At 61.8% G+C, this 24,687-nt stretch carries 22 protein-coding genes; 17 read left to right on the top strand and 5 right to left on the bottom strand.

The window, feature by feature from the left end:
• Positions 1 to 62 precede the first annotated feature (62 nt).
• Complete coding sequence (serB, locus tag BB029_RS22705; protein WP_027604912.1) at positions 63 to 1,277, top strand: phosphoserine phosphatase SerB; 1,215 nt, start codon at positions 63 to 65, stop codon at positions 1,275 to 1,277.
• Positions 1,278 to 1,325: 48 nt separating this feature from the next.
• On the opposite strand, the gene asd is transcribed toward serB, so the two are convergent.
• From asd to BB029_RS22720, 3 genes are read right to left on the bottom strand one after another with little or no spacing between them, the layout of a single operon-like run.
• Complete coding sequence (gene asd / locus BB029_RS22710; protein WP_003171334.1) at positions 1,326 to 2,186, bottom strand: archaetidylserine decarboxylase; 861 nt, start codon at positions 2,184 to 2,186, stop codon at positions 1,326 to 1,328.
• Positions 2,187 to 2,202: 16 nt separating this feature from the next.
• Positions 2,203 to 3,018, bottom strand: coding sequence for a rhodanese-like domain-containing protein (locus tag BB029_RS22715; RefSeq protein ID WP_027604911.1), 816 nt, complete (start codon positions 3,016 to 3,018; stop codon positions 2,203 to 2,205).
• A 58-nt stretch (positions 3,019 to 3,076) separates the two neighbouring features.
• Positions 3,077 to 4,612, bottom strand: coding sequence for an HDOD domain-containing protein (locus BB029_RS22720; protein ID WP_065940868.1), 1,536 nt, complete (start codon positions 4,610 to 4,612; stop codon positions 3,077 to 3,079).
• Between the two features lie 167 nt (positions 4,613 to 4,779).
• Here BB029_RS22720 and motA point away from each other — a divergent pair, with 167 nt between their 5' ends.
• A complete protein-coding gene (gene motA, locus BB029_RS22725; protein WP_003171338.1) occupies positions 4,780 to 5,631 on the top strand; it encodes a flagellar motor stator protein MotA in 852 nt (283 codons plus the stop codon).
• Positions 5,632 to 5,634: 3 nt separating this feature from the next.
• A complete protein-coding gene (motB, locus tag BB029_RS22730; RefSeq protein ID WP_065940869.1) occupies positions 5,635 to 6,657 on the top strand; it encodes a flagellar motor protein MotB in 1,023 nt (340 codons plus the stop codon).
• Between the two features lie 44 nt (positions 6,658 to 6,701).
• Here motB and rsgA read toward each other — a convergent pair whose 3' ends face one another.
• Positions 6,702 to 7,733, bottom strand: coding sequence for a small ribosomal subunit biogenesis GTPase RsgA (gene rsgA / locus BB029_RS22735; protein WP_027604908.1), 1,032 nt, complete (start codon positions 7,731 to 7,733; stop codon positions 6,702 to 6,704).
• A 108-nt stretch (positions 7,734 to 7,841) separates the two neighbouring features.
• On the opposite strand from rsgA, the gene orn reads away from it, so the two are divergent.
• Both orn and BB029_RS22745 read left to right on the top strand, forming a co-directional pair.
• Positions 7,842 to 8,384 carry an oligoribonuclease gene (gene orn, locus BB029_RS22740; RefSeq protein WP_010213620.1) on the top strand — a complete coding sequence of 181 codons (543 nt, stop codon included), beginning with the start codon at positions 7,842 to 7,844 and terminating at the stop codon, positions 8,382 to 8,384.
• 175 nt (positions 8,385 to 8,559) lie between these two features.
• Positions 8,560 to 9,174 carry a trimeric intracellular cation channel family protein gene (locus BB029_RS22745; RefSeq protein ID WP_065940870.1) on the top strand — a complete coding sequence of 205 codons (615 nt, stop codon included), beginning with the start codon at positions 8,560 to 8,562 and terminating at the stop codon, positions 9,172 to 9,174.
• Here BB029_RS22745 and queG read toward each other — a convergent pair.
• On the bottom strand, positions 9,171 to 10,235 hold the full coding sequence (gene queG / locus BB029_RS22750) for a tRNA epoxyqueuosine(34) reductase QueG (RefSeq protein WP_065940871.1): 1,065 nt from the start codon (positions 10,233 to 10,235) through the stop codon (positions 9,171 to 9,173). The two genes, BB029_RS22745 and queG, sit on opposite strands and share 4 nt — an antisense overlap.
• A 63-nt stretch (positions 10,236 to 10,298) precedes the next feature.
• On the opposite strand from queG, the gene BB029_RS22755 reads away from it, so the two are divergent.
• The 12 genes from BB029_RS22755 to BB029_RS22810 all read left to right on the top strand — a co-directional run bounded on the left by BB029_RS22755 (position 10,299) and on the right by BB029_RS22810 (position 24,644).
• Complete coding sequence (locus BB029_RS22755) at positions 10,299 to 11,159, top strand: NAD(P)H-hydrate dehydratase (RefSeq protein ID WP_065940872.1); 861 nt, start codon at positions 10,299 to 10,301, stop codon at positions 11,157 to 11,159.
• Positions 11,147 to 11,617 carry a tRNA (adenosine(37)-N6)-threonylcarbamoyltransferase complex ATPase subunit type 1 TsaE gene (gene tsaE / locus BB029_RS22760; RefSeq protein ID WP_065940873.1) on the top strand — a complete coding sequence of 157 codons (471 nt, stop codon included), beginning with the start codon at positions 11,147 to 11,149 and terminating at the stop codon, positions 11,615 to 11,617. Before BB029_RS22755 ends, tsaE begins: the two co-directional genes overlap by 13 nt.
• Positions 11,618 to 11,632: 15 nt before the next feature.
• Positions 11,633 to 13,054: an N-acetylmuramoyl-L-alanine amidase gene (locus tag BB029_RS22765; RefSeq protein ID WP_027604902.1), complete on the top strand. Its 1,422-nt coding sequence runs from the start codon at positions 11,633 to 11,635 to the stop codon at positions 13,052 to 13,054.
• Entirely contained in the window at positions 13,054 to 14,967 is a 1,914-nt protein-coding gene (gene mutL / locus BB029_RS22770; RefSeq protein ID WP_065940874.1) for a DNA mismatch repair endonuclease MutL, read from the top strand. Before BB029_RS22765 ends, mutL begins: the two co-directional genes overlap by 1 nt.
• Positions 14,967 to 15,938, top strand: coding sequence for a tRNA (adenosine(37)-N6)-dimethylallyltransferase MiaA (miaA, locus tag BB029_RS22775; RefSeq protein ID WP_065940875.1), 972 nt, complete (start codon positions 14,967 to 14,969; stop codon positions 15,936 to 15,938). Before mutL ends, miaA begins: the two co-directional genes overlap by 1 nt.
• A 94-nt stretch (positions 15,939 to 16,032) precedes the next feature.
• Positions 16,033 to 16,293 carry an RNA chaperone Hfq gene (hfq, locus tag BB029_RS22780; RefSeq protein ID WP_003171355.1) on the top strand — a complete coding sequence of 87 codons (261 nt, stop codon included), beginning with the start codon at positions 16,033 to 16,035 and terminating at the stop codon, positions 16,291 to 16,293.
• A gap of 12 nt (positions 16,294 to 16,305) precedes the next feature.
• Positions 16,306 to 17,607, top strand: coding sequence for a ribosome rescue GTPase HflX (gene hflX, locus BB029_RS22785; RefSeq protein WP_027604899.1), 1,302 nt, complete (start codon positions 16,306 to 16,308; stop codon positions 17,605 to 17,607).
• A 96-nt stretch (positions 17,608 to 17,703) separates the two neighbouring features.
• Positions 17,704 to 18,879: an FtsH protease activity modulator HflK gene (gene hflK / locus BB029_RS22790; RefSeq protein WP_065925625.1), complete on the top strand. Its 1,176-nt coding sequence runs from the start codon at positions 17,704 to 17,706 to the stop codon at positions 18,877 to 18,879.
• A complete protein-coding gene (gene hflC, locus BB029_RS22795; protein ID WP_010213607.1) occupies positions 18,879 to 19,745 on the top strand; it encodes a protease modulator HflC in 867 nt (288 codons plus the stop codon). The genes hflK and hflC overlap by 1 nt, the downstream gene beginning before the upstream one ends.
• Positions 19,746 to 20,038: 293 nt before the next feature.
• Positions 20,039 to 21,226: an ATP phosphoribosyltransferase regulatory subunit gene (locus BB029_RS22800; RefSeq protein ID WP_065940876.1), complete on the top strand. Its 1,188-nt coding sequence runs from the start codon at positions 20,039 to 20,041 to the stop codon at positions 21,224 to 21,226.
• 54 nt (positions 21,227 to 21,280) lie between these two features.
• Positions 21,281 to 22,570, top strand: coding sequence for an adenylosuccinate synthase (locus BB029_RS22805; RefSeq protein WP_027604896.1), 1,290 nt, complete (start codon positions 21,281 to 21,283; stop codon positions 22,568 to 22,570).
• A 139-nt stretch (positions 22,571 to 22,709) separates the two neighbouring features.
• Positions 22,710 to 24,644 carry a methyl-accepting chemotaxis protein gene (locus BB029_RS22810; protein WP_065940877.1) on the top strand — a complete coding sequence of 645 codons (1,935 nt, stop codon included), beginning with the start codon at positions 22,710 to 22,712 and terminating at the stop codon, positions 24,642 to 24,644.
• Positions 24,645 to 24,687: the final 43 nt, after the last annotated feature.

Raw genomic sequence — 24,687 nt, forward strand, 5'->3', positions numbered from 1 at the left:
CTGTGCCCGATGGTCACTGAAAGTGGGTAGAATGCGGTTTTTTTCCAGCCTGGGGGTGCGCCTTGCGCGAAATTGTCCTGATTAACATCACTGGTGAAGACCGCCCAGGTCTTACCGCAGCCATTACCGGCGTTCTGGCCCAGGGTGGTGTGAACATTCTCGACATCGGCCAGGCGGTGATCCACGACACGTTGTCGTTCGGCATCCTGGTGGAAATCCCCAGCACCGAGCAGGCCTCATCGGTGCTCAAGGACATCCTGTTTACGGCGTATAAGCTCGATCAGCAGGTGCGTTTCACCCCGGTGTCCGAAGCGGATTACCAGCAGTGGGTGGCCGGCCAGGGCAAGAAGCGCCATATCGTGACGCTGCTGACCCGCAAGGTCACCGCCGAACAGCTGCAGCGCGTCAGCTCCATTACCGCGCAGTATGGTTTGAACATCGACCATATCGACCGTCTGTCGGGGCGCATGCCATTGGACACCCCGGCCGACAAGGGCAAGGGCTGCATTGAGTTCTCCGTGCGCGGTGAGCCGGCCGACCCGCAAGCCCTGCGCGCCGAATTCCTCAGCGTGGCCCAGGAACTGAATGTCGATATCGCCTTCCAGGAAGATTCGCTGTTCCGCCGCAACCGCCGCCTGGCGGTGTTCGACATGGACTCCACGCTGATCGAAGCCGAAGTCATCGACGAACTGGCCAAGGCGGCCGGCGTGGGTGAGCAGGTGTCCGAAATCACCGAGCGCGCCATGGCCGGGGAATTGGATTTTCGCGCCAGCTTCAAGGAGCGCCTGGCTTTGCTCAAGGGCCTGGATGTCAGCGTGCTGGACTCCATCGGCGCGTCGCTGCGCCTGACCGAAGGCGCCGAAACCCTGTTTGCCGAACTCAAGCGCCTGGGCTACAAGACGGCAATCCTGTCGGGTGGCTTCACCTACTTCGCCAAGCAATTGCAGGCCAAGCTGGGCATCGACTATGTGTTCGCCAACGAATTGGAAGTGGTGGATGGCAAGGTGACCGGCGTCGCGGTTGAGCCGATTGTCGATGCGCAGCGCAAGGCGGACCTGCTGAAGGAGCTGGCCCACAAGGAAGGTTTGCGTCTGGAGCAGACCATCGCGGTCGGTGATGGCGCCAACGACCTGCCGATGCTGGCAATTGCCGGTTTGGGTGTGGCATTCCGTGCCAAGCCATTGGTCAAGCAATCGGCCAAGCAGGCGATTTCTACCCTGGGGTTGGATGGCGTGCTGTATCTGCTGGGTTTTCGCGACCGCGACGGTCAGTTGTAACTGACTAAATGTGGGAGGGAGCAAACCCCTCCCACATTGGGTTCGGCGTCAGGCTTTAGGTAACGCGATGCCTTGGCCCATCTGCACCGGCGAACCTGCCACCAGTTCCTCTGCCCACTTCACCTGATCCGGCCCGAACAGCACGATCGCAGTGGAGCCCAACTTGAAGCGACCCAGTTCCGCACCCTTCTCCAGGTGAATCGGCGCGCGGGCAGCTTCGTCATAGCGGAAGGTTTTCAGCTCGCGCTTCGGCGGAGTCACCAGGCCGGCCCATACGGTTTCAATCGACGCCACAATCATCGCACCGACCAATACCACGGCCATCGGGCCGCGTTCGGTGTCGAACAGGCAGACAACGCGCTCGTTACGCGCGAACAACTCCGGCACGTTTTCGGCGGTGGTCTGGTTCACCGAGAAAATCCGCCCAGGCACGTAGACCATTTCACGCAGGGTACCGGCCAGAGGCATATGCACCCGGTGGTAGTCCTTCGGCGACAGGTAGATGGTGGCGAAATCGCCGCCCATGAACGGCGCAGCGACCGCTGCATCGCCGCCCAACAGTTCCAGCACGCTGAAGCTGTGGCCTTTGGCCTGGAACACACGACCGTGCTCGATGGGGCCAAGCTGGCTGACTGCGCCATCGGCTGGGCTCAATACTGCGCCAGGGGTCTGGTCCAGTGGGCGGGCACCGTCTTTCAGGGCGCGGGTGAAGAAGGCGTTGAAGTGCTCGTAAGCGGTCACGTCTTCTACCAGGGCCTGGGACATGTCCACTTGATAGCGCTTGGCGAACCATGTGGTGAAGGCATTCTTGAACCAGCGCACGCGGCACTCGGCGATGCAGCCGGCCAACCGCGACAGCAGGTGGTGCGGCAGCAGGTACTGGCTGAGAATAAACAACTGCTTTTTCATTGACTGTCCTTAAACCTTAAATCTCGACGGGGGTGTCGGGGTGGTTGCCCCATTCGCCCCAGGAACCGGCATAACCTTTGACTCGCGGATAACCGAGCGCCTTGGCCACCAGGTAGGTGAAGCCAGAGCGATGATGAGTCTGGCAGTGGGTGATGATTTCTTTGTCTTTGGTCAGCCCGAGGTCTTCGAGGATCTGCGGCATGTCGCGGCGAATGCGCAGGTTGCGCGCCTTGTCCATGCCGGCAGTCCACTCGAAATTCACCGCGCCGGGGATGTGGCCGCCTTTGGCCGCGAGGACTTTCTCGCCGGAGTATTCCAGCGGGCCACGGGCATCCCAGATGCCCAGGTCGGCAGCCCCAAGACGGCTTTGCAGGTATTCGCGGGTGGCGGTGGGGCCATCGTGCAGCGTAAGGCTGACCGGGCCGCCGGCCGGGGCGGGCACGTCGGTGGAGAGCGGGTGCTTGCCCTCCAGCCACGCCAGCAGGCCGCCATCCAGGTAGTGGTATTTCTGGTGGCCGATCACATCGAGCATCCAGATGAAACGCCCGGCCCAGCCCCCGCCTTCGTCGTCATAGACCACGTAGGTGGCGTCGGGCGTGTGGCCCAGTTCGCCGAACAGTTTCTCAAGCTCGGCCTTGCCGGGCAGCAGGCCGGGTGCCGGCGCCTGGCCCAGCTGGGTGCGCTTGGGGTCAACGAAATGCGCGCCGGGGATGTGCCCTTCGGCGTAGCGGGCGGCACTGGTGAGGTCCACCAGAATCAGGTGTTCGGCATCCAGTTGAGCGAGCAGGTCACTGGACTCGATCACCAGCGGCAAGCCAGAGAAGTCAGGCATGTGAGGTCTCCTGGGCACAAATGTTGGCGATTAAAGGACGGCGATTGTAGCGCAAGCATCAAGCGCTGCGGTTGGTAAAGCTGTGCAGGGCTTTCTCGATGCATTGGGCGGTTTTACCGAAGGCCTGCACGGTGGTTTCCGAGAACGGCCCGCCGCCCTGGTCGGCGATCATCACCATCACCACGCGCCCGTTGCAGCTCATGGACCGCAACAACAGGTGCTCGCCGCTGAACAAGCGGCGCAGGATCGGTGGCAGCAGTGCCGAGAACTGGGCGTGGTTTTCCGGTGTGAGGCGCACCTGAGCGGACTTTTCCAGCAGGCGCTGCAGCAGCGTACTGTTGACCACATCCAGGCTCAGGTTGGCGGCGTCCTTCGGCAGGCCGTCGGCCTGATGTACGCGCAAGGTGCTCAGGGCACGATCGGCCATGAACAGCATGACGCGCTGCATGCCGCTGGCCACCAGGGCTTCCTTGGCGCACGTGGTCAAATGCATGGCGTTGGCAAAGCGGCTCGGCTCTACCAGCAGTTCGGTACAACGCTTGCGCCAGACAGCCAGGGCTTCGGCGGTGGGCGGTGGCGCGGGCAGCAGGCCGCGATGAATCTTGTGCACATGCCACGGCCAGATCAGCGACAGCGCCGGGTGCCAGAGGTCGGGCATCAAGGTGTCGCGGGCACTGGTGACGGCTTGCTGGTGCACCTGTTGCTGCACTTCGCCCAGGGGCTGTTGCAGGTACAGCGCGGTGAGGTATTGCCAGCGCTGGGTGTGCGGGCAGGTCCAGGACTCCTGGGCCGACATCGCCAGGCCGTTGGCCAGCAGCACCGTATTGGCCGGCTGATTCAACCAGCGGCGCAGGTTGGGATCGGCGTCGAGCAATTGCTGGTGACGAAGAGGGTCGTCTTCGCGGGCGATGTGCAGGGCCTTGACCAGTAAGCGCTGCTCGGTCCGCAGCAAGGTATACCCCTGGGATACCCAGATCGGCAGGTGCCAGGTCTCGGTCAGGCCGAGGCACAGGTCCAGCAGGCGCACGCCGAACAATGCCTGTTCGACCTTGCGTGCCGACTCGCCCTTGTGGATGACCCGCAGTTCCCATTCTTCCAGGAGCTTGGGGTAGGCAACGGCCATCGGCCACAGCGGTGAAAGAAACAGCAGGCTGCCCCAATGAATGTCCTGCCACAGCCGCGCCAGGCGACTGCCGAACAATCCATTGGCTTGTTGCGAGGCGTGCTGGCTGACCAGCAGCAACTGGCGCAGCGCTACGGGAATTTCAGGGGCCGGCACTGACGGCAGGCGTGCCAGCAGTTCCTCGGCGCGTTTGAGGCCCAGGCGGTTAAGCGCCACTTCGAGGTTTTCCGCCGGCGCCGTCAGGCTGCCATGGGTGTGGCTGTTGGCCTCGCGCATGACACTGAGTACGAGGGCCGGGCTGTCTTGCATCAGCTCGGCAATATCCCGCAACGAACTGCGGCTATCGCGGATGGCTTTGCACACGCGGTCATGGCTGGCCTGTGGAACAGGCAGCAGCACTTCGTCCAGGCGCTTGATCCAAGCGGCTAGAGAAGCAGGTTTTGCAGTTGGGACTGTCGTTTCATTAGCCATGATTGGGGCGCGATCATCACTTGCGGTCAACACACCCGGAGCGGGCCGAACTGGCTTTTCGCCTTAACGGGCTATAGTCTGGCGCAGTTTTGCCGATAAGTAGAACAAGAGTTTTCCAGTTCCCCCAAATATGTCCATGAACCCGACGGCGCAAGTACTCATCTCCTATGGCTAAAATTATCGGCATTATCGTCGTCTTCGCGAGCGTGCTCGGCGGCTACGTCCTGTCCCACGGTAAAATTGCGGCACTGATCCAGCCTTTCGAGGTGATGATTATCGGTGGTGCGGCACTGGGCGCCTTCCTGCAGGCGAACCCCGGCTACATGACCATGCACGTGATCAAGAAGTCGCTGAGCATGTTCGGTTCGCGCTTCACCCACACGTTCTACCTGGAAGTGCTGGGCCTGGTTTACGAGATCCTCAACAAGAGCCGCCGCGAAGGCATGATGGCCATCGAGGCCGACATCGAAGACGCCGCGGCCAGCCCGATTTTCGCCAAGTACCCGGCCGTGCTCAAAGATGAGCGCATGACCGCCTACATCTGCGACTACCTGCGCATCATGTCCTCCGGCAACATGGCTCCCCATGAGCTTGAAGGCCTGTTCGACATGGAATTGTTCAGCCTCAAGGAAGAATTGGAGCATCCTTCCCATGCCGTGACCGGTGTGGCCGACGGCATGCCCGGCTTCGGTATCGTCGCGGCGGTACTGGGTATCGTGGTAACCATGGCTTCCCTGGGGGAAGGTGACCAGGCGGCTATCGGCATGCACGTAGGTGCGGCGCTGGTGGGTACCTTCTTCGGTATTCTCGCGGCCTACGGCTTCTTCGGCCCGCTGGCGACCTCCCTGGCCCACGACGCCAAGGAAGAAATCAACCTGTACGAATCGATCAAGGCCAGCCTGGTGGCGTCCGCTTCCGGCATGCCGCCTTCGTTGGCGGTGGAGTTCGGTCGCAAGGTGCTGTACCCGAAGCATCGCCCAAGTTTCGCCGAGCTGGAACAAGCGGTTCGCGGTCGCTAAGCCATGGAAAACAACCAGCCGATAATCATCAAGCGCGTCAAGCGCTTCGCTGCGGGGCACCATGGCGGTGCCTGGAAAATCGCCTTCGCCGACTTTGCCACGGCGATGATGGCGTTCTTCCTGGTGCTGTGGCTGATGTCCACCGCCACGCCCGAACAGAAGATCGCCATCGCCGGCTACTTCAAAGACCCGATTGGCTTCTCGGAAAGCGGCACGCCCTTTGTGATCGACCTGGGCGGTTCGCCGCAGTTGGCGCCTGAGCGCACCATCAACCCGGAAGTCAAGACCGAAGCACCGCAGGAAAAAATCCCGATCGAGCGCGATACCGTCGAAGCCATGGCCGAGCAGGTCGAGCAGGAACGTCTTGAGCTGTTGCTGCAAGAGTTGCAGAACAAGGTCGAGGAAAACCCGCAACTGCTGAAGTTCAAGGACCAGATTTCGTTCGAGATCACCCCGGATGGCTTGCGTATCCAGATCACCGACGCCGCCAACCGGCCGATGTTCGACTCTGGCAGCGCGCGTTTGAAACCGTACTTTGAAGACATCCTGCTGGCCATGGCCGACACCATCAAGGCGGTGCCGAACAAGATCAGCATCAGCGGCCACACCGATGCCAAGCCTTACGCGGGCCAGGGTGACTTCGGCAACTGGGAGCTTTCCGCCAACCGTGCCAACGCCGCGCGTCGTGCGCTGGTGGCCGGCAGCTACCCCGACCCGCAAGTGGCGCGGGTGGTGGGCTTTGCGTCCTCGCAGCTGTTTGATCCCAAGGATCCGTTCAACCCGATCAACCGCCGCATCGATATCGTGGTGCTGACCAAAAAGGCCCAGCGTGCGATTGAAGGTGACCAGCCTGTACCACCACCGGTCCCAACCTCAGGGGCGGGTGCGCCAGGTGAAGTCCCGGCCGACCCGAACGCCATTCCGCCCGGCCAGGAGCCATTGCCGGCCCATGAGCTGCGGCAGAAGCTGAACCTGTTTGATGATGGTGGGGTGAAAGACCCTACGGTACCTGCGACAGGTTCATAAGCCATAAACAACAAGGCCGCGATCATCGCGGCCTTGTTGGTTGTTTAGTAACTGCTTTCCGGCAAGCTCGCAATAATCGATCGATAGCTGTTCATTCGCTGCTGCTGCACGCGGCCGTCTTCCAGGGCCTTGAGCAGGGCGCAGCCCGGCTCGCGATCGTGTTTGCAATCGCGGAAGCGGCAGGTGCCGATCAGGTCGTTGAATTCGATAAAGCCCGCTTCCACGTCGCTGCGGCTAACGTGACCGAGGCCGAATTCACGGATACCCGGGGAGTCGATCAACTCACCGCCGCCCGGGAAGTGGAACAGCCGCGCCGTGGTGGTGGTGTGGGTGCCCTGGCCGGACAGCTCCGACAGCGGGCCCACGCGGGTATCGACTTCCGGCAGCAGGCTGTTGACCAGCGAGGATTTGCCCACGCCTGACTGGCCGACAAAGACGCTGATACGTCCGTCCAGCTGCTGTTGCAGCTGTTCCATGCCATTGCCGTGATGGGCCGAGACTTCCAGCACCGGGTAGCCCAGGGTGCGGTAGACCCCCAGCAGCGCGTTGAGCGCGGGAGCATTCTGCTCGTCGATCAGGTCGAATTTGTTCAGCAGCAATAACGGGCGAATGCCGGCATGCTCGGCCGCCACCAGGTAGCGGTCGATCAGGTTGGCATGGGGCTCGGGCAGCGGTGCAAACACGATCACGATCATGTCGACGTTGGCCGCTACCGGCTTGAGCTGGCCACGGCTGTCGGGGCGGCGCAGTTCGGTGCTGCGCGGCAGTTGGGCGACGATCACGCCGATGCCCTGGTTGCCGGCGCGCCAGACCACCTTGTCGCCGGTGACCAGCGCAGGCAGGTTGGCACGCAAGTGGCAGCGGAACACCTGGCCCGCGAGTTCGCCTTCCAGCGCCTCGACTTCGACCTGCACACCGAAGTGCGCGATTACCAGGCCCGTCTGTTCGGGGCCCAGGTCGCCGCCCTCGAGCGCTTCCACGGCGGAGGATTCACGTTTGGCGGCGCGGGCGGCGCGTTCGCCTTGAATCTTTTCGATGCGCCAGTTTTGGCGACGATTGAGCTGGCGTTTGGCCATTGGTGTTCCGTGTCGATAATGCAAAGGTTGGGTAAAACGGTCGCGAGTCTAGCACGGCCCCGCCTGCTAAACTGCGCAGCTACGCCAAGGTGCCAAGAGAATCAAGCCATGCAAAACCCACAGAACCTGATTTGGATCGATCTGGAAATGACCGGTCTGAACCCAGACACCGACGTCATCATCGAGATGGCGACCATTGTCACCGACAGCAACCTCAACACCTTGGCCGAAGGTCCGGTGATCGCCATCCACCACAGCGACGCCGTGCTTGCCACCATGGACGAGTGGAACACCCGCACCCACGGCAACTCCGGCCTGACCCAGCGTGTGCGTGACAGCCGCATCAGCATGGCCGAAGCCGAAGCCGAAACCATTGCCTTCCTGGAGAAGTGGGTGCCCAAGGGCAAGTCGCCGATCTGCGGCAACAGCATCTGCCAGGACCGTCGCTTCCTTTATACCCATATGAAAGCGCTGGAAAGCTACTTCCACTACCGCAACCTGGATGTGTCCACGCTCAAGGAACTGGCTGCGCGCTGGGCGCCCGAGGTCAAGGACAGCTTCCATAAAGGCAGCACCCACCTGGCGCTGGATGATATTCGCGAGTCGATCGCCGAGCTCCAGCACTACCGCAAGCATTTCATCAAGGCTTGAAACGGTTTCTTGCCGTGTCCGGGCTTTCAGTGGTGAGCGGGCTTGCCCCGCGTTGGGCTGCGTAGCGGCCCCACTGCCGTTGCCGCATTTCTCCCTATAGATATCATCGCCAAGTATTTGGGGCTGCTGCGCAGCCCAGCGCGGGGCAAGCCCGCTCACTACAAGGATCGCCTTCATGCTGCTGATGCTCTACCTCATCGCCATCACCGCCGAAGCCATGACCGGCGCGTTGTCCGCCGGCCGGCGCGGCATGGACTGGTTTGGTGTGGTGCTGATCGCCTGCGTGACGGCATTGGGCGGCGGCTCGGTACGCGACGTATTGCTCGGCCACTACCCGCTGACGTGGGTCAAGCACCCGGAATACCTGGTGCTGACCTCCATCGCGGCGCTGGTGACGATCTTTATCGCACCCTTGATGCGTCGCCTGCGCTCGCTGTTCCTCGCGCTGGATGCCGTGGGCCTGGTCGCGTTCACCTTGATCGGCTGCATGACCGCCCTGGAAATGGGCCACGGCATGCTGGTGGCCTCGGTCAGCGGGGTGATCACCGGCGTCTTCGGCGGCATTCTGCGGGATATCTTCTGCAACGACATTCCGCTGATCTTCCGCCGTGAACTGTACGCCAGCGTGTCATTCCTTGCCGCCTGGTTCTACCTGCTGTGCCTCTATCTGGAACTGCCCAGCGAGCAGGCGATTCTACTGACCCTGTTCAGCGGCTTTCTATTGCGCCTGCTGGCGATCCGGTTTCACTGGGAAATGCCCAAGTTCATCTACAACGACGACGTGCACTAGCGCGATGCGTGCTGGTTCAGCGCCCATTCCACATGTTCGCGCACCAGCTCCGACGGGTAATCCCGACGTGCCTTCAAGGCTTCCAGCACCGGAATGCTCGACGGCGCATTGCCCAGGCCCACCGCCAGGTTGCGCAGCCAGCGCTCGTAACCGGCACGGCGCAACGGTGAGCCTTCGGTACTGCTGAGGAATTTATCCTCATCCCACATGAACAGCTCCGCCAGTTCCGCGTTATCCAGGTTGTGCCGTGGCTTGAAATCGCTTTCGGCAGTGGGTCGCGCGAAACGATTCCACGGACAAACGATCTGACAGTCATCGCAGCCGAATACCCGATTGCCGATCAGCGGGCGCAGGTCTTCCGGGATTGCGCTCTTGAGTTCGATGGTCAGGTAGGAAATACAGCGTCGTGCGTCCAGTACATAGGGACCGACGAACGCATTGGTCGGGCAGATGTCCAGGCAAGCGGTGCAGCGGCCGCAGTGCTCGGTGGCGTGGGGGGGATCCACGGGCAGCGGCAAATCGACAAACAGTTCGCTGAGGAAGAAATAACTGCCGGCCTTGCGATTGAGCACCAGGGTGTTTTTACCGATCCAGCCAAGGCCGGCTTGTTCGGCAATGGCCTTTTCCAGCACGGGCGCGCTGTCGACAAAGGCGCGAAAGCCGAAAGGGCCGATCTGCGCCTGGATGCGGTCGGCCAACTGCTGCACGCGCTTGCGGATCAGCTTGTGGTAGTCGCGGCCCAGGGCATAACGGGAGATGTAGGCTTTTTCCGGTTTTGCCAGGAGTTGCGCCATCTGCGTGTCGCCGGGCAGGTAATCCATGCGCAGCGACACCACGCGCAGGGTACCCGGCACCAGTTCGTCCGGGTGCGAGCGTTTGCTGCCATGGGCGCCCATGTAGTCCATCTCGCCGTGGTAGCCCGCGTCGAGCCAGCGTTGCAGATGTTGTTCATGCTCGGCCAGGTCCAGGCCGCTGATGCCGACTTGTTGAAAGCCCAGCTCGCGGCCCCAGTCTTTGATCGATTGGGCGAGGGCGGGCAGATCGGAGGTAATAGCGGGCATGAGACACGGGAAACCACAGGTTAGATGCGTATAATTCTGCCAGACATCGGAGCTTGAAGACGCATGCCGCAGACAAAACACGAAATAACCGACGTTCAGCCTTTGTTGCACGGCCATTTGCCGCAACTGGCTGCGCGTTCCCCGGACGCCCATAAAGGCCAGTTCGGTCACCTGCTGATGATTGGCGGCGACCGGGGCTTTGGCGGTGCCGCGTTGCTCGGCGCCGAAAGCGCCTTGCGCAGTGGTGCGGGCATGGTGTCCCTGGCTACTCGCCTTGAGCATGTGCCGGCCGCGCTGGCCCGTTTGCCGGAAGTCATGAGCGTCGGTGTGAGCTCTGCCAACCAGTTGATGGGCTTGCTGGAAAAAATCTCGGTAATCGTCATTGGCCCCGGCCTGGGCGAAGCCGCCTGGGGTAAAAGCCTGTTGTCCGTCGCAGCCAATGCACGGCAGCCGCAGGTCTGGGATGCCGATGCGCTCAATCAACTGGCGACTGGCAGCGTGAGCCTGCCGGCCCATTGCGTGATCACTCCGCATCCGGGGGAAGCGGCGCGCTTGTTGGGGATTTCGACAGCCGAGGTTCAGGCCGACCGTCTTAAGGTGGCGCGCGCGTTGAGTCAGAAATTCAAGGCAGTGGCTATCCTCAAGGGTGCTGGCAGTTTGATTGCCAGCCCGGACGGGCGCGTTTCACGCTGTGACCAAGGCCATCCGGCGATGGCGACGGCGGGCCTCGGTGACGTTTTGGCCGGCCTGGTAGGTGCGCTGCTGGCCCAGGGCATGCCGGCCTATGAAGCCAGCTGCCTGGCCGTCTGGTTGCACGCCACGGCGGGGGATCGCCAGGGCAGCTTTGGTCGCGGGCTGGCCGCCAGCGACCTGATACCCGCCATTCGTCAATTGCTGGAGGAACAGTCGCCGTGTCTGAAGTAATTCTTTTCCTGGCCGATGAAGACGCCATGGTGGCGTTAGGTCAGCGTATTGCCCAGGTCACGGCCGGGTCAGGGCTGATCTTTCTTGAAGGCGACCTGGGGGCGGGCAAGACCACGCTGTCCCGGGGGATCATTCGCGGTCTGGGCCACGCGGGGGCGGTCAAGAGTCCCACGTTCACTCTGGTTGAACCCTACGAGATCGGCGCAGTGCGGGCTTTTCACTTCGACCTCTACCGCCTGGTGGATCCCGAAGAACTCGAGTTCATGGGCATCCGTGATTATTTCGATGAAGACGCGCTGTGCCTGATCGAGTGGCCAGATAAAGGCACAGGCTTTTTGCCAAAGCCGGACCTGACCATTACCATTACGCCGCATGATCACGGACGTCAGCTGAAGTTGTTGCCCCAGGGTGCGCGCGGTGAGTCGTGGTGCGCCGCTCTGGCTTTGGAATTCAAATAATTGGTGGGGTTAGGTATGCGCTTTCGCGCGTTGGTTGCTGTCGTAGGGGTGTTGCTTGCGGCAATGACTGTCAATGCTCTGGCTGCTTCACAGGTGAAGAGTGTTCGCCTGTGGCGAGCGCCGGATAACACGCGACTGGTGTTCGACCTGTCTGGCCCGGTCCAGCACAGTGTCTTTACCCTCACGGCGCCCGATCGCCTGGTGATCGACATCAATGGTGCGACCCTGGCCGCGCCGTTGAACGTGTCCACCGCCAATACGCCGATTACCGCCATGCGCTCGGCGCAGCGCACGCCGACCGACCTGCGGGTGGTGATCGACCTGAAAAAGGTCGTGACCCCGAAAAGCTTCTCCCTGGCGCCAAATGCCCAATACGGCAACCGGCTGGTGGTCGATCTGTTCGACAACGCCGCCGATGCCGCGCCGCCGCCGGCGCCAACCCCGGCCGTGGCGACAGTGCCGGCCGTACCGGTCAACCCGTCCCAACCCCAGGTCAAGCTGCCACCACCGCCGCCAGCCCCGGCCGGCAAGCGCGACATTATCGTGGTGATCGATGCCGGCCACGGCGGTGAAGACCCGGGCGCCTCCGGTTCGCGCGGTCAGCATGAGAAAGACGTGGTGCTGGCCATCGCCCGTGAGCTGCAGCGCCAGGTCAACGGCATGAAAGGCTACCGCGCCGAACTGACCCGTACCGGCGACTACTTCATTCCGTTGCGCGGCCGTACCGAAATCGCCCGTAAGAAGGGCGCCGACCTGTTCGTCTCGATCCATGCCGACGCCGCGCCTTCGACGGCGGCCTTCGGTGCCTCGGTGTTTGCCCTGTCGGATCGCGGCGCCACGTCCGAGACCGCGCGCTGGCTGGCCGACAGTGAAAACCGTTCCGACTTGATCGGCGGGGCCGGCAACGTGTCCCTCGATGACAAGGACAAGATGCTCGCCGGTGTACTGCTTGACCTGTCGATGACGGCCTCGCTGACCTCCAGCTTGAACGTCGGCCAGAAGGTGTTGAGCAACATCGGCCGGGTGACCTCGTTGCATAAGCAGCGCGTGGAACAGGCCGGGTTCATGGTGTTGAAGTCGCCGGACATCCCATCGATCCTGGTGGAAACCGGATTTATCTCCAATGCCAACGAGGCCTCGAAGCTGGCCAGTGCCAGCCACCAGCAGGCCTTGGCGCGTTCTATCAGCGCCGGTGTGCGCCAGTTCTTCCAGCAGAATCCGCCGCCGGGCACCTACATTGCCTGGCTGCGCGACTCGGGTAAAATCGCCCAGGGCCCGCGCGACCATCGCGTGCAGCCCGGCGACACCGTGGCCATGCTGGCCGTGCGTTTCCAGGTCTCGGCCGCGTCTTTGCGCAGCGCCAACAACCTGAAGAGCGATGAGTTGAAAATCGGCCAGGTATTGACCATCCCCGGCACTGAATTGGCGGCACAGTAATGAGCGAATCAGTCTTGAACAGCGGGTCGCGCATTGAATTGCTCAGCCCGCGCCTCGCCAACCAGATTGCGGCGGGCGAGGTCGTTGAACGGCCGGCCTCGGTGATCAAGGAGTTGCTGGAGAACAGCATCGACTCCGGCGCCAAGCGTATCGATGTCGATGTGGAACAGGGCGGCGTCAAGCTGCTGCGCGTCCGCGACGATGGCAGTGGGATCTCCTCCGATGACCTGCCGCTGGCCCTGGCCCGTCACGCCACCAGCAAGATTCGCGACCTGGAAGACCTGGAGCGGGTGATGAGCCTGGGCTTTCGCGGTGAGGCATTGGCTTCCATCAGCTCCGTGGCGCGCCTGACCCTGACGTCGCGCACCCGTGATGCCGAGCAGGCCTGGCAGGTGGAAACCGAAGGCCGCGACATGGCGCCTCGGGTCCAGCCGGCTGCCCACCCGGTGGGCACCTCGGTGGAAGTGCGCGACCTGTTCTTCAACACCCCGGCGCGGCGCAAATTCCTCAAGGCCGAAAAAACCGAATTCGATCACCTGCAAGAAGTCATCAAGCGCCTGGCCCTTGCGCGTTTCGATGTGGCGTTTCACCTGCGCCACAACGGCAAGACCATCCTTAGCCTGCACGAAGCCAACGACGACGCCGCGCGTGCTCGCCGTGTCGCGGCAGTGTGCGGTGCGGGGTTCCTGGAGCAGGCGCTGCCGATTGAAATCGAACGCAACGGCCTGCGCCTGTGGGGTTGGGTGGGCTTGCCGACCTTCTCCCGCAGCCAGGCGGACTTGCAGTATTTCTTTGTGAATGGCCGCGCGGTGCGCGACAAACTGGTGGCCCACGCGGTGCGCCAGGCTTATCGCGATGTGCTGTTCAACGGTCGGCATCCGACCTTTGTGCTGTTTTTCGAGGTCGACCCATCGGTGGTCGATGTCAACGTGCACCCGACCAAGCACGAAGTGCGCTTCCGTGACGGGCGCATGGTGCATGACTTCCTCTATGGCACCTTGCACCGTGCCCTGGGCGATGTGCGCCCGGATGACCAGTTGTCTGCGCCCATCGTGACGGCGGTGGTGCGGCCGAGCGGCCCCGAAGCGGGCGAGTTTGGCCCTCAGGGCGAAATGAGCCTGGCGGCAAACCTGCTGCAATCGCCGCAACCCCAGCCGAGCTATACGGCGCCGGGCTCTGGCTCGGGAGCGGGTTATCAGTACCAATACACACCGCGTCCGCAATCGGCCGTGCCGGTTGCCGAAGCACAGGCTGCCTATCGTGAATTCTTTGCACCGTTGCCAGGTGCCGAGCCGGGCGCCGTGGCCTTGCCGGAAGGTGGCGGTGATATCCCACCGCTGGGTTACGCGTTGGCGCAGCTCAAGGGCATCTATATTCTCGCGGAAAATGCCCATGGCCTGGTGCTGGTGGACATGCACGCCGCCCACGAGCGGATCATGTACGAGCGCCTGAAGATCGCCATGGCCAGCGAAGGCCTGAGTGGCCAGCCGTTGCTGGTGCCGGAATCCCTGGCGGTCAGCCAGCGTGAGGCCGATTGCGCTGAAGAACATCATGGTGTGTTCCAGAAACTGGGCTTCGAGTTGCAGCGCCTGGGCCCTGAGACCCTGGCGATTCGCCAGATTCCCGCGCTGCTCAAGCAGGCCGAAGCCAACCGGCTGGTGGCCGATGTATTGGCTGACTTGATGGAGTACGGCACCAGTGACCGTATCCAGGCACACATCAACGAACTGCTCGGCACCATGGCCTGCCACGGCGCTATCCGCGCCAATCGCCGCCTGGCCTTGCCGGAAATGAACGGCCTGCTGCGCGACATGGAAAACACCGAACGCAGTGGCCAGTGCAACCATGGCCGTCCGACCTGGACCCAGATGGGCCTGGATGATCTGGACAAACTGTTCTTGCGCGGCCGTTGATGAGTGCCTTGCCCCCCGCGATCTTCCTGATGGGCCCCACGGCCGCCGGCAAGACCGACCTGGCCATCGAGCTCACCAAAGTGCTGCCGTGCGAGCTGATCAGTGTCGACTCTGCCCTGGTTTACCGGGACATGGACATCGGCACCGCCAAGCCTTCCAAAGCGCTGCTGGCGCAGTATCCGCATCGGTTGATCGACATCATCGACCCGGCCGAGAGCTATTCCGCAGCGGATTTCCGCACCGACGCCCTGGCCGCCATGGCGCAAATCACCGCGCGGGGCAACATCCCCTTGCTGGTGGGCGGCACGATGCTCTACTACAAGGCTTTGCAGGAAGGGCTGGCCGACATGCCGCCCGCCGATGCCCAGGTGCGCGCCGAACTCGAAGAAGAGGCTGCACGCCTTGGCTGGCAAGCCCTGCACGACCAATTGGCAGCGGTTGACCCGGTATCTGCCGCGCGCATTCACCCCAATGATCCCCAACGCCTCAGTCGCGCCCTGGAAGTCTGGCGGGTCAGCGGGCAGACCATGACTGAACTGCGGCTGAAACAAACTGCGCAAAGTGCTGATGCAGGCGCATCTGGACAGTCACAATTGCCCTATACTGTGGCGAATCTGGCCATCGCTCCGGCAAATCGCCAGGTGCTGCATGAACGAATTGCACAAAGATTCACAATTATGTTGGAACAGGGGTTTGTGGACGAGGTCGTAGCACTGCGGTCAAGAGGTGACCTGCATCCAGGGTTACCTTCGATCCGTGCTGTAGGCTACCGCCAAGTCTGGGATCATCTGGATGGCAAGCTGACGTCAGCCGAAATGCAGGAGCGCGGCATCATTGCCACGCGCCAATTAGCGAAGCGCCAGTTCACCTGGCTGCGCAGCTGGAGCGATTTGCACTGGTTGGACAGCCTGGGCAGCGACAATCTGTCACGCGCCTTGAAATACTTGGGAACGGTCTCCATATTGAGCTGAGTCCTTGCAATTGCCGTCTATCCTTGGGGGTGTGACGGCCATAAGCTATCTATTTTCCGATTTTTTATTATTGATCCTTAAAGGAGTGCGGCACATGTCAAAAGGGCATTCGCTACAAGACCCTTACTTGAATACTTTACGTAAAGAGAAAGTGGGGGTTTCCATCTACCTGGTCAACGGTATCAAGCTGCAAGGCACGATCGAGTCGTTCGACCAGTTCGTGATCCTGCTGAAAAACACCGTCAGCCAGATGGTCTACAAGCACGCTATCTCGACAGTGGTTCCAGTTCGTCCAATCCGTCTGCCTAGCGCCGCCGGTGATGATGCAGCTGACGCTGAGCCAGGTAACGCCTGATAGGAGTCTCCTTTGTTCTTTGAGCGCCACGGTGGTGGTGAGCGAGTCATCCTCGTTCACTTGGATGGACAGGACCCTGAGGCGCGCGAAGATCCGCAGGAGTTTCAGGAGTTGGCAAATTCGGCCGGCGCCGAGACCGTTGCGTTTTTTAACGTGCCGCGTCATCGGCCAACCGCCAAATTCCTGATTGGCAGCGGCAAGGTCGAGGAACTGCGCGACCTGGTCCATGCCGAAGAAGCCGATCTGGTGATCTTCAATCACACCCTCACGCCCAGTCAGGAACGTAACCTCGAACGTGTATTCGAGTGTCGCGTGATCGACCGCACCGGTCTGATTCTCGATATTTTCGCCCAACGCGCCCGTACCCATGAGGGCAAGCTCCAGGTAGAACTGGCCCAGCTTGACCATATGAGCACCCGGCTGGTTCGCGGTTGGACTCACCTTGAGCGTCAGGGTGGCGGTATCGGCATGCGGGGGCCGGGTGAAACCCAGTTGGAAACCGACCGGCGCCTGCTGCGGGTTCGCCTGCGTCAGATCAAGGGCCGACTGGAGAAGGTGCGCAGCCAGCGCGAGCAATCGCGACGTGGCCGTTCGCGTGCCGATATTCCTACCGTGTCCCTGGTGGGCTATACCAACGCCGGCAAGTCCACGCTGTTCAACAACGTGACCAAATCGGACGTGTACGCGGCTGACCAACTGTTCGCTACCCTCGACCCGACCTTGCGCCGTCTGGATATTGACGACCTGGGGCCGATTGTCCTGGCCGATACCGTGGGTTTCATTCGGCACCTGCCCCACAAGCTGGTCGAGGCATTCCGGTCTACGCTCGAGGAGTCGAGCAATTCCGACCTGTTGTTGCACGTGATCGATGCGGCCGAACCGGATCGCATGTTGCAGATTGAACAGGTGATGGTCGTGCTGGGTGAGATTGGCGCCCAGGACTTGCCGATCCTCGAGGTCTATAACAAACTCGATTTGCTTGAAGGCGTTGAGCCACAAATCCAGCGCGACGAGAACGGCAAGCCCCAGCGGGTCTGGCTGTCGGCGCGCGATGGCAGTGGTTTGGAGCTGCTTGAACAAGCCATTGCCGAATTGCTCGGTAGCGATTTGTTCGTCGGCACCTTGCGCTTGCCTCAGCGTTTTGCTCGACTGCGTGCACAGTTTTTCGAGCTGGGCGCGGTACAGAAAGAAGAACACGACGAAGAAGGTGTCAGCTTGCTGGCCGTTCGATTGCCGCGCTCGGAGCTCAATCGGCTGGTCAGCCGTGAAGGCGTAGTACCGACAGAGTTCATCGAACAACACACTTTGCAATAAAAGCCTCCGAAAGCGGTTGTGCCGCAGTAGCAGGCATTCTGTAGCATTGGTCGGCGCGCCGTGGGTGCGTCTTTGCTTTATCAGATGGAGAGCGCTATGGCTTGGAATGAGCCGGGTGGCAACTCGAATAATCAGGATCCTTGGGGTGGTAAGCGCCGCAATAATGGCGACCGCAAGGGGCCACCAGATCTCGACGAGGCCTTCCGAAAGCTGCAGGAAAGCCTGAATGGGTTGTTCGGTGGTGGAAAAAAACGTGGTGGTGATGAAGGTGGTCGCACCAGCAAGGGCGGCGGCTACGGCCTGCTGGGCCTGGGTCTTGTCGTGTTGGCGGCCGTATGGCTGTACAGCGCCGTATACGTCGTGGACGAGCAGGAGCAAGCCGTGGTGCTGCGCTTCGGCAAGTACTACGAGACTGTCGGTCCTGGCCTGAATATCTATTTCCCGCCGATCGACAAGAAGTACATGGAGAACGTCACGCGTGAGCGTGCCTACACCAAGCAGGGCCAGATGCTGACCGAAGACGAGAACATCGTCGAAGTGCCGCTGACCGTGCAGTACAAGATCAGCAACCTGCAGGACTTCGTGCTGAACGTCGATCAGCCGGAAATCAGCCTGCAGCACGCAACCGAAAGTGCCCTGCGCCACGTGGTGGGTTCCACCGCCATGGACCAGGTGCTGACCGAAGGCCGTGAACTGATGGCCAGCGAAATCAAGGAGCGCCTGCAACGCTTCCTCGATACCTATCGCACCGGTATCACCGTCACCCAGGTGAACGTACAGAGCGCAGCGGCACCGCGTGAAGTGCAGGAAGCCTTCGACGACGTTATCCGCGCCCGCGAAGACGAACAGCGTTCGCGCAACCAGGCTGAAACCTACGCCAACGGCGTCGTGCCGGAAGCCCGTGGCCAGGCCCAGCGTATCCTCGAGGATGCCAACGGTTACCGTGACGAAGTGGTCTCCCGTGCCAAGGGTGAAGCGGATCGCTTTACCAAGCTGGTCGCCGAGTACCGCAAGGCGCCTGAAGTGACGCGTGAGCGTCTGTACCTGGACACCATGCAGGAAGTCTTCAGCAATACCAGCAAGGTCCTCGTGACCGGCAGCAAGGGTGGGCAGAACAACCTGCTGTACCTGCCGCTGGACAAGATGATCGAAGGTGGTCGCAGCAGCTCCAGTGCACCGTCCACCGGTTCCAATGCCGCTGCCAATGAAGCGAGCGCCCGTGCGGCCGCTGACTTGCTGCAACAGCAAACACGTACCAGGGAGAGTCGTTGATGAGCAATAAATCGCTGACCGCCCTGATTGTGGGCGTCGTCGTGGTCATCGCTGCCTGGAACTGCTTCTACATCGTGGCTCAGACCGAGCGTGCGGTGCTGCTGCAATTCGGTCGCGTGGTCCAGGCGGATGTCCAGCCGGGCCTGCATGTGAAAGTCCCTTACGTCAACCAGGTGCGCAAGTTCGACGCCCGCCTGATGACCCTGGATGCACCGACACAGCGCTTCCTGACCCTGGAAAAGAAAGCCGTGATGGTTGACGCCTACGCCAAGTGGCGCGTCAAGGACGCCGAGCGCTTCTACACTGCGACCTCCGGCCTCAAGCAGATTGCCGACGAGCGTTTGTCGCGCCGTCTGGAGTCGGGCCTGCGTGACCAGTTTGGTAAGCGCACCCTGCACGAGGTGGTGTCCGGTGAACGTGATGCGCTGATGGCGGATATCACCCGTTCGTTGAACACGATGGCGGAAAAAGAGCTGGGCATCGAAGTTGTCGATGTTCGGGTCAAGGCCATCGATTTGCCGAAGGAAGTGAACCGCAGCGTGTTCGAGCGCATGAGCACCGAGCGTGAGCGTGAGGCCCGTGAGCACCGTGCCAAGGGTAACGAGCTGGCTGAAGGTATCCGTGCGGATGCCGACCGTCAGCGCCGTGTACTGCTGGCAGAAGCCTATCGCGAGTCTGAAGAGGCCCGTGGTGACGGTGATGCTCAAGCTGCGGCGATCTACGCCAAGGCTTATGGCCAGGACCAGGAGTTCTACGCGTTCTACCGTAGCCTGCGTGCCTACCGTGAAAGCTTCGCGAACAAAACCGACGTCATGGTGCTGGACCCAAGCAGCGACTTCTTCCGCTACCTGGAAAAGTCCAAGTAACCAGCCCGTTATTTTGTAGGGCGCACTCCGTCGGGCGGCTAAAACGCCTGGCGGGGTGATCCTTTCAGAAAACGGGTGTATGATGCGGCAGCCGGGAAATTCCCGGCTTTTTTGCGTCTGCATGTTTGATTCGGCAGGCGTGACAGGTTTTTCGAGGAAAGTGCCCGACGAGGCCGTTAACAGGTCGTTCGTCACGTCGCTCTTGCGCGTGGTTTATGCAGAGGGCGGGTATTTTCTGCTTCACTCAAGGCTCGGCCGAGGGCTGGCCGCCCGGATCATAGGGGAATGGCGTAATGGCAACGGTAGACCGCTGGCTGCTGCCAGATGGCATCGAAGAAGTACTGCCACCAGAAGCTGCGCGCATTGAAGTAGCGCGTCGCCAGGTGTTGGATCTGTTCCAGAGCTGGGGTTACGAGTTTGTCGTGACCCCCCATATCGAGTACCTGGAATCCCTGCTGACCGGCGCGGGCCAGGACCTGGATCTGCGCACCTTCAAGGTCATCGACCCGCAATCGGGCCGGCAAATGGGGTTCCGTGCCGACATCACGCCGCAAGTGGCGCGCATCGATGCGCACACCCTGCGCCGCGAAGGCCCGAGCCGCCTGTGCTACGCCGGCAGCGTGCTGCACGCTCAACCGCGTGCCTTGTCGTCTTCCCGCAGCCCGATCCAGTTGGGCGCGGAGTTGTACGGTGATGCCAGCCCGAGCAGCGACGTTGAAGTGATCAGCCTGATGCTGGCCATGCTGCAACTGGCTGATGTGCCAGATGTCCACATGGACCTCGGTCACGTGGGTATCTACCGTGGCCTGGCCCGTGCGGCCGGTTTGTCCGGTGAAGCCGAGCAACAGCTGTTCGATGCCCTGCAGCGCAAGGCGATCGATGAAGTCATCGCCCTGACCGCTGGGGTGCCTGCGGATCTGGCCGAGATGCTGCGTGCACTGGTCAACCTGTGTGGCGGCCGTGAAGTGCTGGTGGCTGCACGTGAGCGCCTGGCCAAGGCGCCGGCGCCGGTATTGGCTGCACTGGATGACGTGCTGGCGATTGCTGAGCGGTTGTCGGCGCGGTTCCCGCAGTTGCCGCTGTATTTTGATCTGGGCGAGCTGCGCGGCTACCACTACCACACTGGTGTGGTGTTCGCGGTGTTTGTGCCGGGTGTTGGCCAGGCCATCGCCCAAGGTGGTCGTTACGACGACATCGGCGCCGATTTCGGTCGTGCGCGTCCGGCCACCGGCTTTTCCACCGATTTGAAAACCCTGGTGACCCTGGGGCGTGCTGAGGTCGAGCTGCCGTCTGGTGGCATCTGGATGCCCGACAGTACGGACGCAGCACTCTGGCAGCAGGTTTGCCAGTTGCGCAGTGAGGGTCAGCGTGTTGTCCAGGCATTGCCTGGGCAGCCATTGGCCGCCGCCCGTGAAGCGGACTGCGACCGGCAATTGATTCTGCAGAACGGGCTTTGGCAAGTATCGCCACTGGCTTCTTGAGTTTTCCTGCCGGCCATCGCCGGCACCAAGTTTGCGCGAATGAGGACAAGTGTTATGGGTAAGAATGTCGTAGTCCTGGGCACCCAATGGGGTGATGAGGGCAAAGGCAAGATCGTTGATCTGCTGACCGAACATGCTGCCGCCGTAGTGCGCTACCAAGGCGGTCACAACGCTGGCCACACCCTGGTCATCGACGGCGAAAAAACCGTCTTGCACCTGATCCCGTCGGGCGTCCTGCGCGAAGGCGTGCAGTGCCTGATCGGCAATGGCGTCGTGGTTGCACCGGATGCCCTGCTGCGCGAGATCACCAAGCTGGAAGAGAAAGGCGTACCGGTGCGCGAGCGCCTGCGTATCAGCCCGTCCTGCCCGCTGATCCTGTCCTTCCACGTCGCGCTGGACCAGGCCCGTGAAAAGGCCCGTGGCGAGCTGAAGATCGGCACCACCGGTCGCGGCATCGGCCCGGCCTACGAAGACAAGGTCGCGCGTCGTGGCCTGCGTGTGGGCGACCTGCTCAACATGCCGCGCTTTGAAGACAAGCTGCGTGAACTGGTGGATTACCACAACTTCATGCTGGTGGGTTACTACAAAGAGCCAGCCATCGAATTCGACAAGACCCTGGCCGAGTGCAAGGAATACGCTGAGCTGCTCAAGCCGCTGATGCTGGATGTGACCGCCGAGCTGCACGACCTGCGTCGCGCCGGCAAGGACATCATGTTCGAAGGCGCCCAGGGTTCATTGCTGGACATCGACCACGGTACCTACCCGTACGTGACCAGCTCCAACACCACTGCTGGCGGCGTTGCGACTGGTTCGGGCGTTGGTCCTATGTTCCTGGACTACATCCTCGGCATCACCAAGGCCTACACCACCCGTGTAGGTTCGGGCCCGTTCCCGACCGAACTGTTCGACGAAGTCGGTGCTCACCTGGCCAAGCAAGGTCACGAATTCGGCGCGACCACCGGCCGTGCTCGTCGCTGTGGCTGGTTCGACGCCGTTATCCTGCGTCGCGCGATCGATGTGAACAGCATCTCGGGCATCTGCTTCACCAAGCTGGATGTACTCGACGGCCTGGAAACCATCAACATCTGCGTCGGCTACAAAGATGCCGAAGGCAAGGACGTTGCCCCGGTTGACGCCGACAGCTACGTGGGCCTGCAGCCTGTGTACGAAGAAGTGCCGGGCTGGAGCGAGTCGACCGTGGGTGCCAAGACCCTGGAAGAGTTGCCAGCCAATGCCCGTGCCTACATCAAGCGCGTTGAAGAGCTGATCGGTGCGCCGATTGACATTATTTCGACGGGCCCGGATCGCAACGAGACCATCGTTCTGCGTCACCCGTTCGCTTAATAAGCTATTGATGTAAAAAGCAAAGGGCTCCTTCGGGAGCCCTTTGTCGTATCTGCATGCCAAGCGGCACGACCCTTGCTATGTTTCTTTCTTTCGCGGTGCTATCAAATTAATGGCACCCGTGATGGAGGGATTCCCGATGTCTGCCGTTCTCTCATTGTTACAAAGCCGTCTGTTGCGGCCGGTGTTCGTTACCCTAGGTATCGCTCTTTTGGTGCAAGTGCTGGTGGCGGTCGCTCTCACCCGGAGCACAGTCACGGCGCTGGAGGCCGATTTAGGCAATCGCCTGGGCATCGACAGCCAGAAGCTGTCCGGTGAGTTGGCCCAGGCCGGCAAGGAAGTCACGTCGAGCCTGGACAGCTTGTCCACCAGTACCCGTCAGCGCCTGACCGCAGGGCTTTCCGAGCGCCTGCAGGCAGAGCAGAAACAGTTGCGTGCGACCCTGGAAAAAGACCTGCAAGACTCCGCCAACGATATGGCGCAACTGCTGGCCTCGGTGGCGCCCCGCGCCATGTGGGACAGCGATGTGCCAACGCTGTCCGAGTTTGCCCGACGCGCCCAGCGTAATCCCAACGTGCTGTTCGTGGTTTATGACGACGCGGCGGGTGAGCACCTGACTCGTTATCTGAATCGCGAAAATCCGATCAACAAGGCGTTGCTGGAAAAAGGCCAGGGCGATCGCGCCTTGGACAAAGTCCTGAACGCCGCGAAGAACGATCCTTCGGTGTTCTACGTCGAGGCGTCCATCAGCCCTAACGGCGTGGAGATTGGCAAGGTGCTCATGGGGGTGTCGACCGCGTCGGTCGAGGCCGATCTGCAAGCGCTGGACAAGCGTTTTGCCGCACTGATAGCCAGCGGTGATCAGTTGGTCGGCGACAGCCTCAAAGGTGCCGCGGCGGATAGCGCGGCGGCCATGGGCGCTCGCCTGCAGTCGGCGCAAGCCACTGCGACCCAGATGACCGTCAACACCACCGGCGCCGTGCAGGAGGCTGCCGGCACCTTGCGTTGGCGCATCGGTATGGGGCTGGCGCTGGTCGGTTTCGGCGTATTGCTGCTGATCGCCGTGGTTCTCGGCCGCCGTGTGGTCAATCGCTTGAAACTGCTTATCGCGGCCATGGATGACCTGGCAGCAGGCGAGGGCGACCTCACCAAGCGCGTGCAGATCAACAGCAAGGACGAAATCGGCGACATGGCCTCGGCGGTCAATCGCTTTGTGGATAAGTTGCAGCCTATCGTGCGCGAGGCGGGCGATGTGGCCCAGCGTACCGGCGTGGAAATCGGCGCCATGACCTTGCGCAATGCCGGCGCCGATGCGGCCGCTGGCTTGCAGCGTGATGAGGTGGCGGAAAGTTTGCGCGCGCTGTCGCAAATGGCCGACGAGGCCCAGGCCGAAAGCCACGCCATGCAGGCGGCGTTGCAGCAGGTGGTGGATATTCGTCAGGCGACGGACGAGAACTCGCGCACGTCGGCCGAAGTTGGCAGTTTGATCGAGGCGTTGGCGGGGCAGGTCCAGGCCGGGTCCCAGGTCATCGAGCGCCTGGCCCAGCAAAGCGAGCAGATCGAAGTGGTGCTGACGGTCATCCATGGTATCGCCGAGCAGACCAACCTGCTGGCGCTCAACGCGGCCATTGAAGCCGCGCGTGCGGGCGAGACCGGGCGGGGCTTTGCGGTGGTAGCGGACGAAGTGCGCGCGTTGGCCAGTAAGACCCAAAGTTCTACCGGCGATATCCAGGCCCATATCGTCGCGTTGCAGCAGGGCGCGCGGGAGGCGGTGGAAACCATCGGCAAGGCCGGGCGCCAGGCCAACGAAGGTTTGCTGGTGCTGCGCGACAGCGTGCGCTTGCAGCAGACGGTGCAGGCCTCGGTGGAGCAGGTGCATGCAGCGATTGGCCTGGCTACCCGCGCCGCCGAGCACCAGGCCAAGGGCGCCCATGCGGTACGAGGCCGTGTCGAGGTGATCCATGCCCAGGCCGAGCGTGCGGCGCAGGCGGTGGTGGAGACTACCGCCAGTGGCAAGGTGCTGGATGGGTTGGCGGCGCAGTTGAAGGCGAGCTTGGGGCAGTTCCGGGCTTAGCGTCGTCTGTTCTGATCTCATCGGGGGCTTGCCCCCGATAGCG

This window comes from Pseudomonas sp. S3E12, from assembly GCF_001702295.1.
Taxonomy (GTDB): Bacteria; Pseudomonadota; Gammaproteobacteria; order Pseudomonadales; family Pseudomonadaceae; genus Aquipseudomonas; species Aquipseudomonas marginalis.

Coding starts and splice junctions, on each gene's coding strand:
- asd (WP_003171334.1), bottom strand. CDS start 2,186: ATGAAAAAGCAGTTGTTTATTCTCAGCCAGTACCTGCTGCCGCACCAC.
- BB029_RS22715 (WP_027604911.1), bottom strand. CDS start 3,018: ATGCCTGACTTCTCTGGCTTGCCGCTGGTGATCGAGTCCAGTGACCTG.
- BB029_RS22720 (WP_065940868.1), bottom strand. CDS start 4,612: ATGGCTAATGAAACGACAGTCCCAACTGCAAAACCTGCTTCTCTAGCC.
- motA (WP_003171338.1), top strand. CDS start 4,780: ATGGCTAAAATTATCGGCATTATCGTCGTCTTCGCGAGCGTGCTCGGC.
- motB (WP_065940869.1), top strand. CDS start 5,635: ATGGAAAACAACCAGCCGATAATCATCAAGCGCGTCAAGCGCTTCGCT.
- rsgA (WP_027604908.1), bottom strand. CDS start 7,733: ATGGCCAAACGCCAGCTCAATCGTCGCCAAAACTGGCGCATCGAAAAG.
- orn (WP_010213620.1), top strand. CDS start 7,842: ATGCAAAACCCACAGAACCTGATTTGGATCGATCTGGAAATGACCGGT.
- BB029_RS22745 (WP_065940870.1), top strand. CDS start 8,560: ATGCTGCTGATGCTCTACCTCATCGCCATCACCGCCGAAGCCATGACC.
- queG (WP_065940871.1), bottom strand. CDS start 10,235: ATGCCCGCTATTACCTCCGATCTGCCCGCCCTCGCCCAATCGATCAAA.
- BB029_RS22755 (WP_065940872.1), top strand. CDS start 10,299: ATGCCGCAGACAAAACACGAAATAACCGACGTTCAGCCTTTGTTGCAC.
- BB029_RS22765 (WP_027604902.1), top strand. CDS start 11,633: ATGCGCTTTCGCGCGTTGGTTGCTGTCGTAGGGGTGTTGCTTGCGGCA.
- mutL (WP_065940874.1), top strand. CDS start 13,054: ATGAGCGAATCAGTCTTGAACAGCGGGTCGCGCATTGAATTGCTCAGC.
- miaA (WP_065940875.1), top strand. CDS start 14,967: ATGAGTGCCTTGCCCCCCGCGATCTTCCTGATGGGCCCCACGGCCGCC.
- hfq (WP_003171355.1), top strand. CDS start 16,033: ATGTCAAAAGGGCATTCGCTACAAGACCCTTACTTGAATACTTTACGT.
- hflK (WP_065925625.1), top strand. CDS start 17,704: ATGGCTTGGAATGAGCCGGGTGGCAACTCGAATAATCAGGATCCTTGG.
- hflC (WP_010213607.1), top strand. CDS start 18,879: ATGAGCAATAAATCGCTGACCGCCCTGATTGTGGGCGTCGTCGTGGTC.
- BB029_RS22800 (WP_065940876.1), top strand. CDS start 20,039: ATGGCAACGGTAGACCGCTGGCTGCTGCCAGATGGCATCGAAGAAGTA.
- BB029_RS22805 (WP_027604896.1), top strand. CDS start 21,281: ATGGGTAAGAATGTCGTAGTCCTGGGCACCCAATGGGGTGATGAGGGC.
- BB029_RS22810 (WP_065940877.1), top strand. CDS start 22,710: ATGTCTGCCGTTCTCTCATTGTTACAAAGCCGTCTGTTGCGGCCGGTG.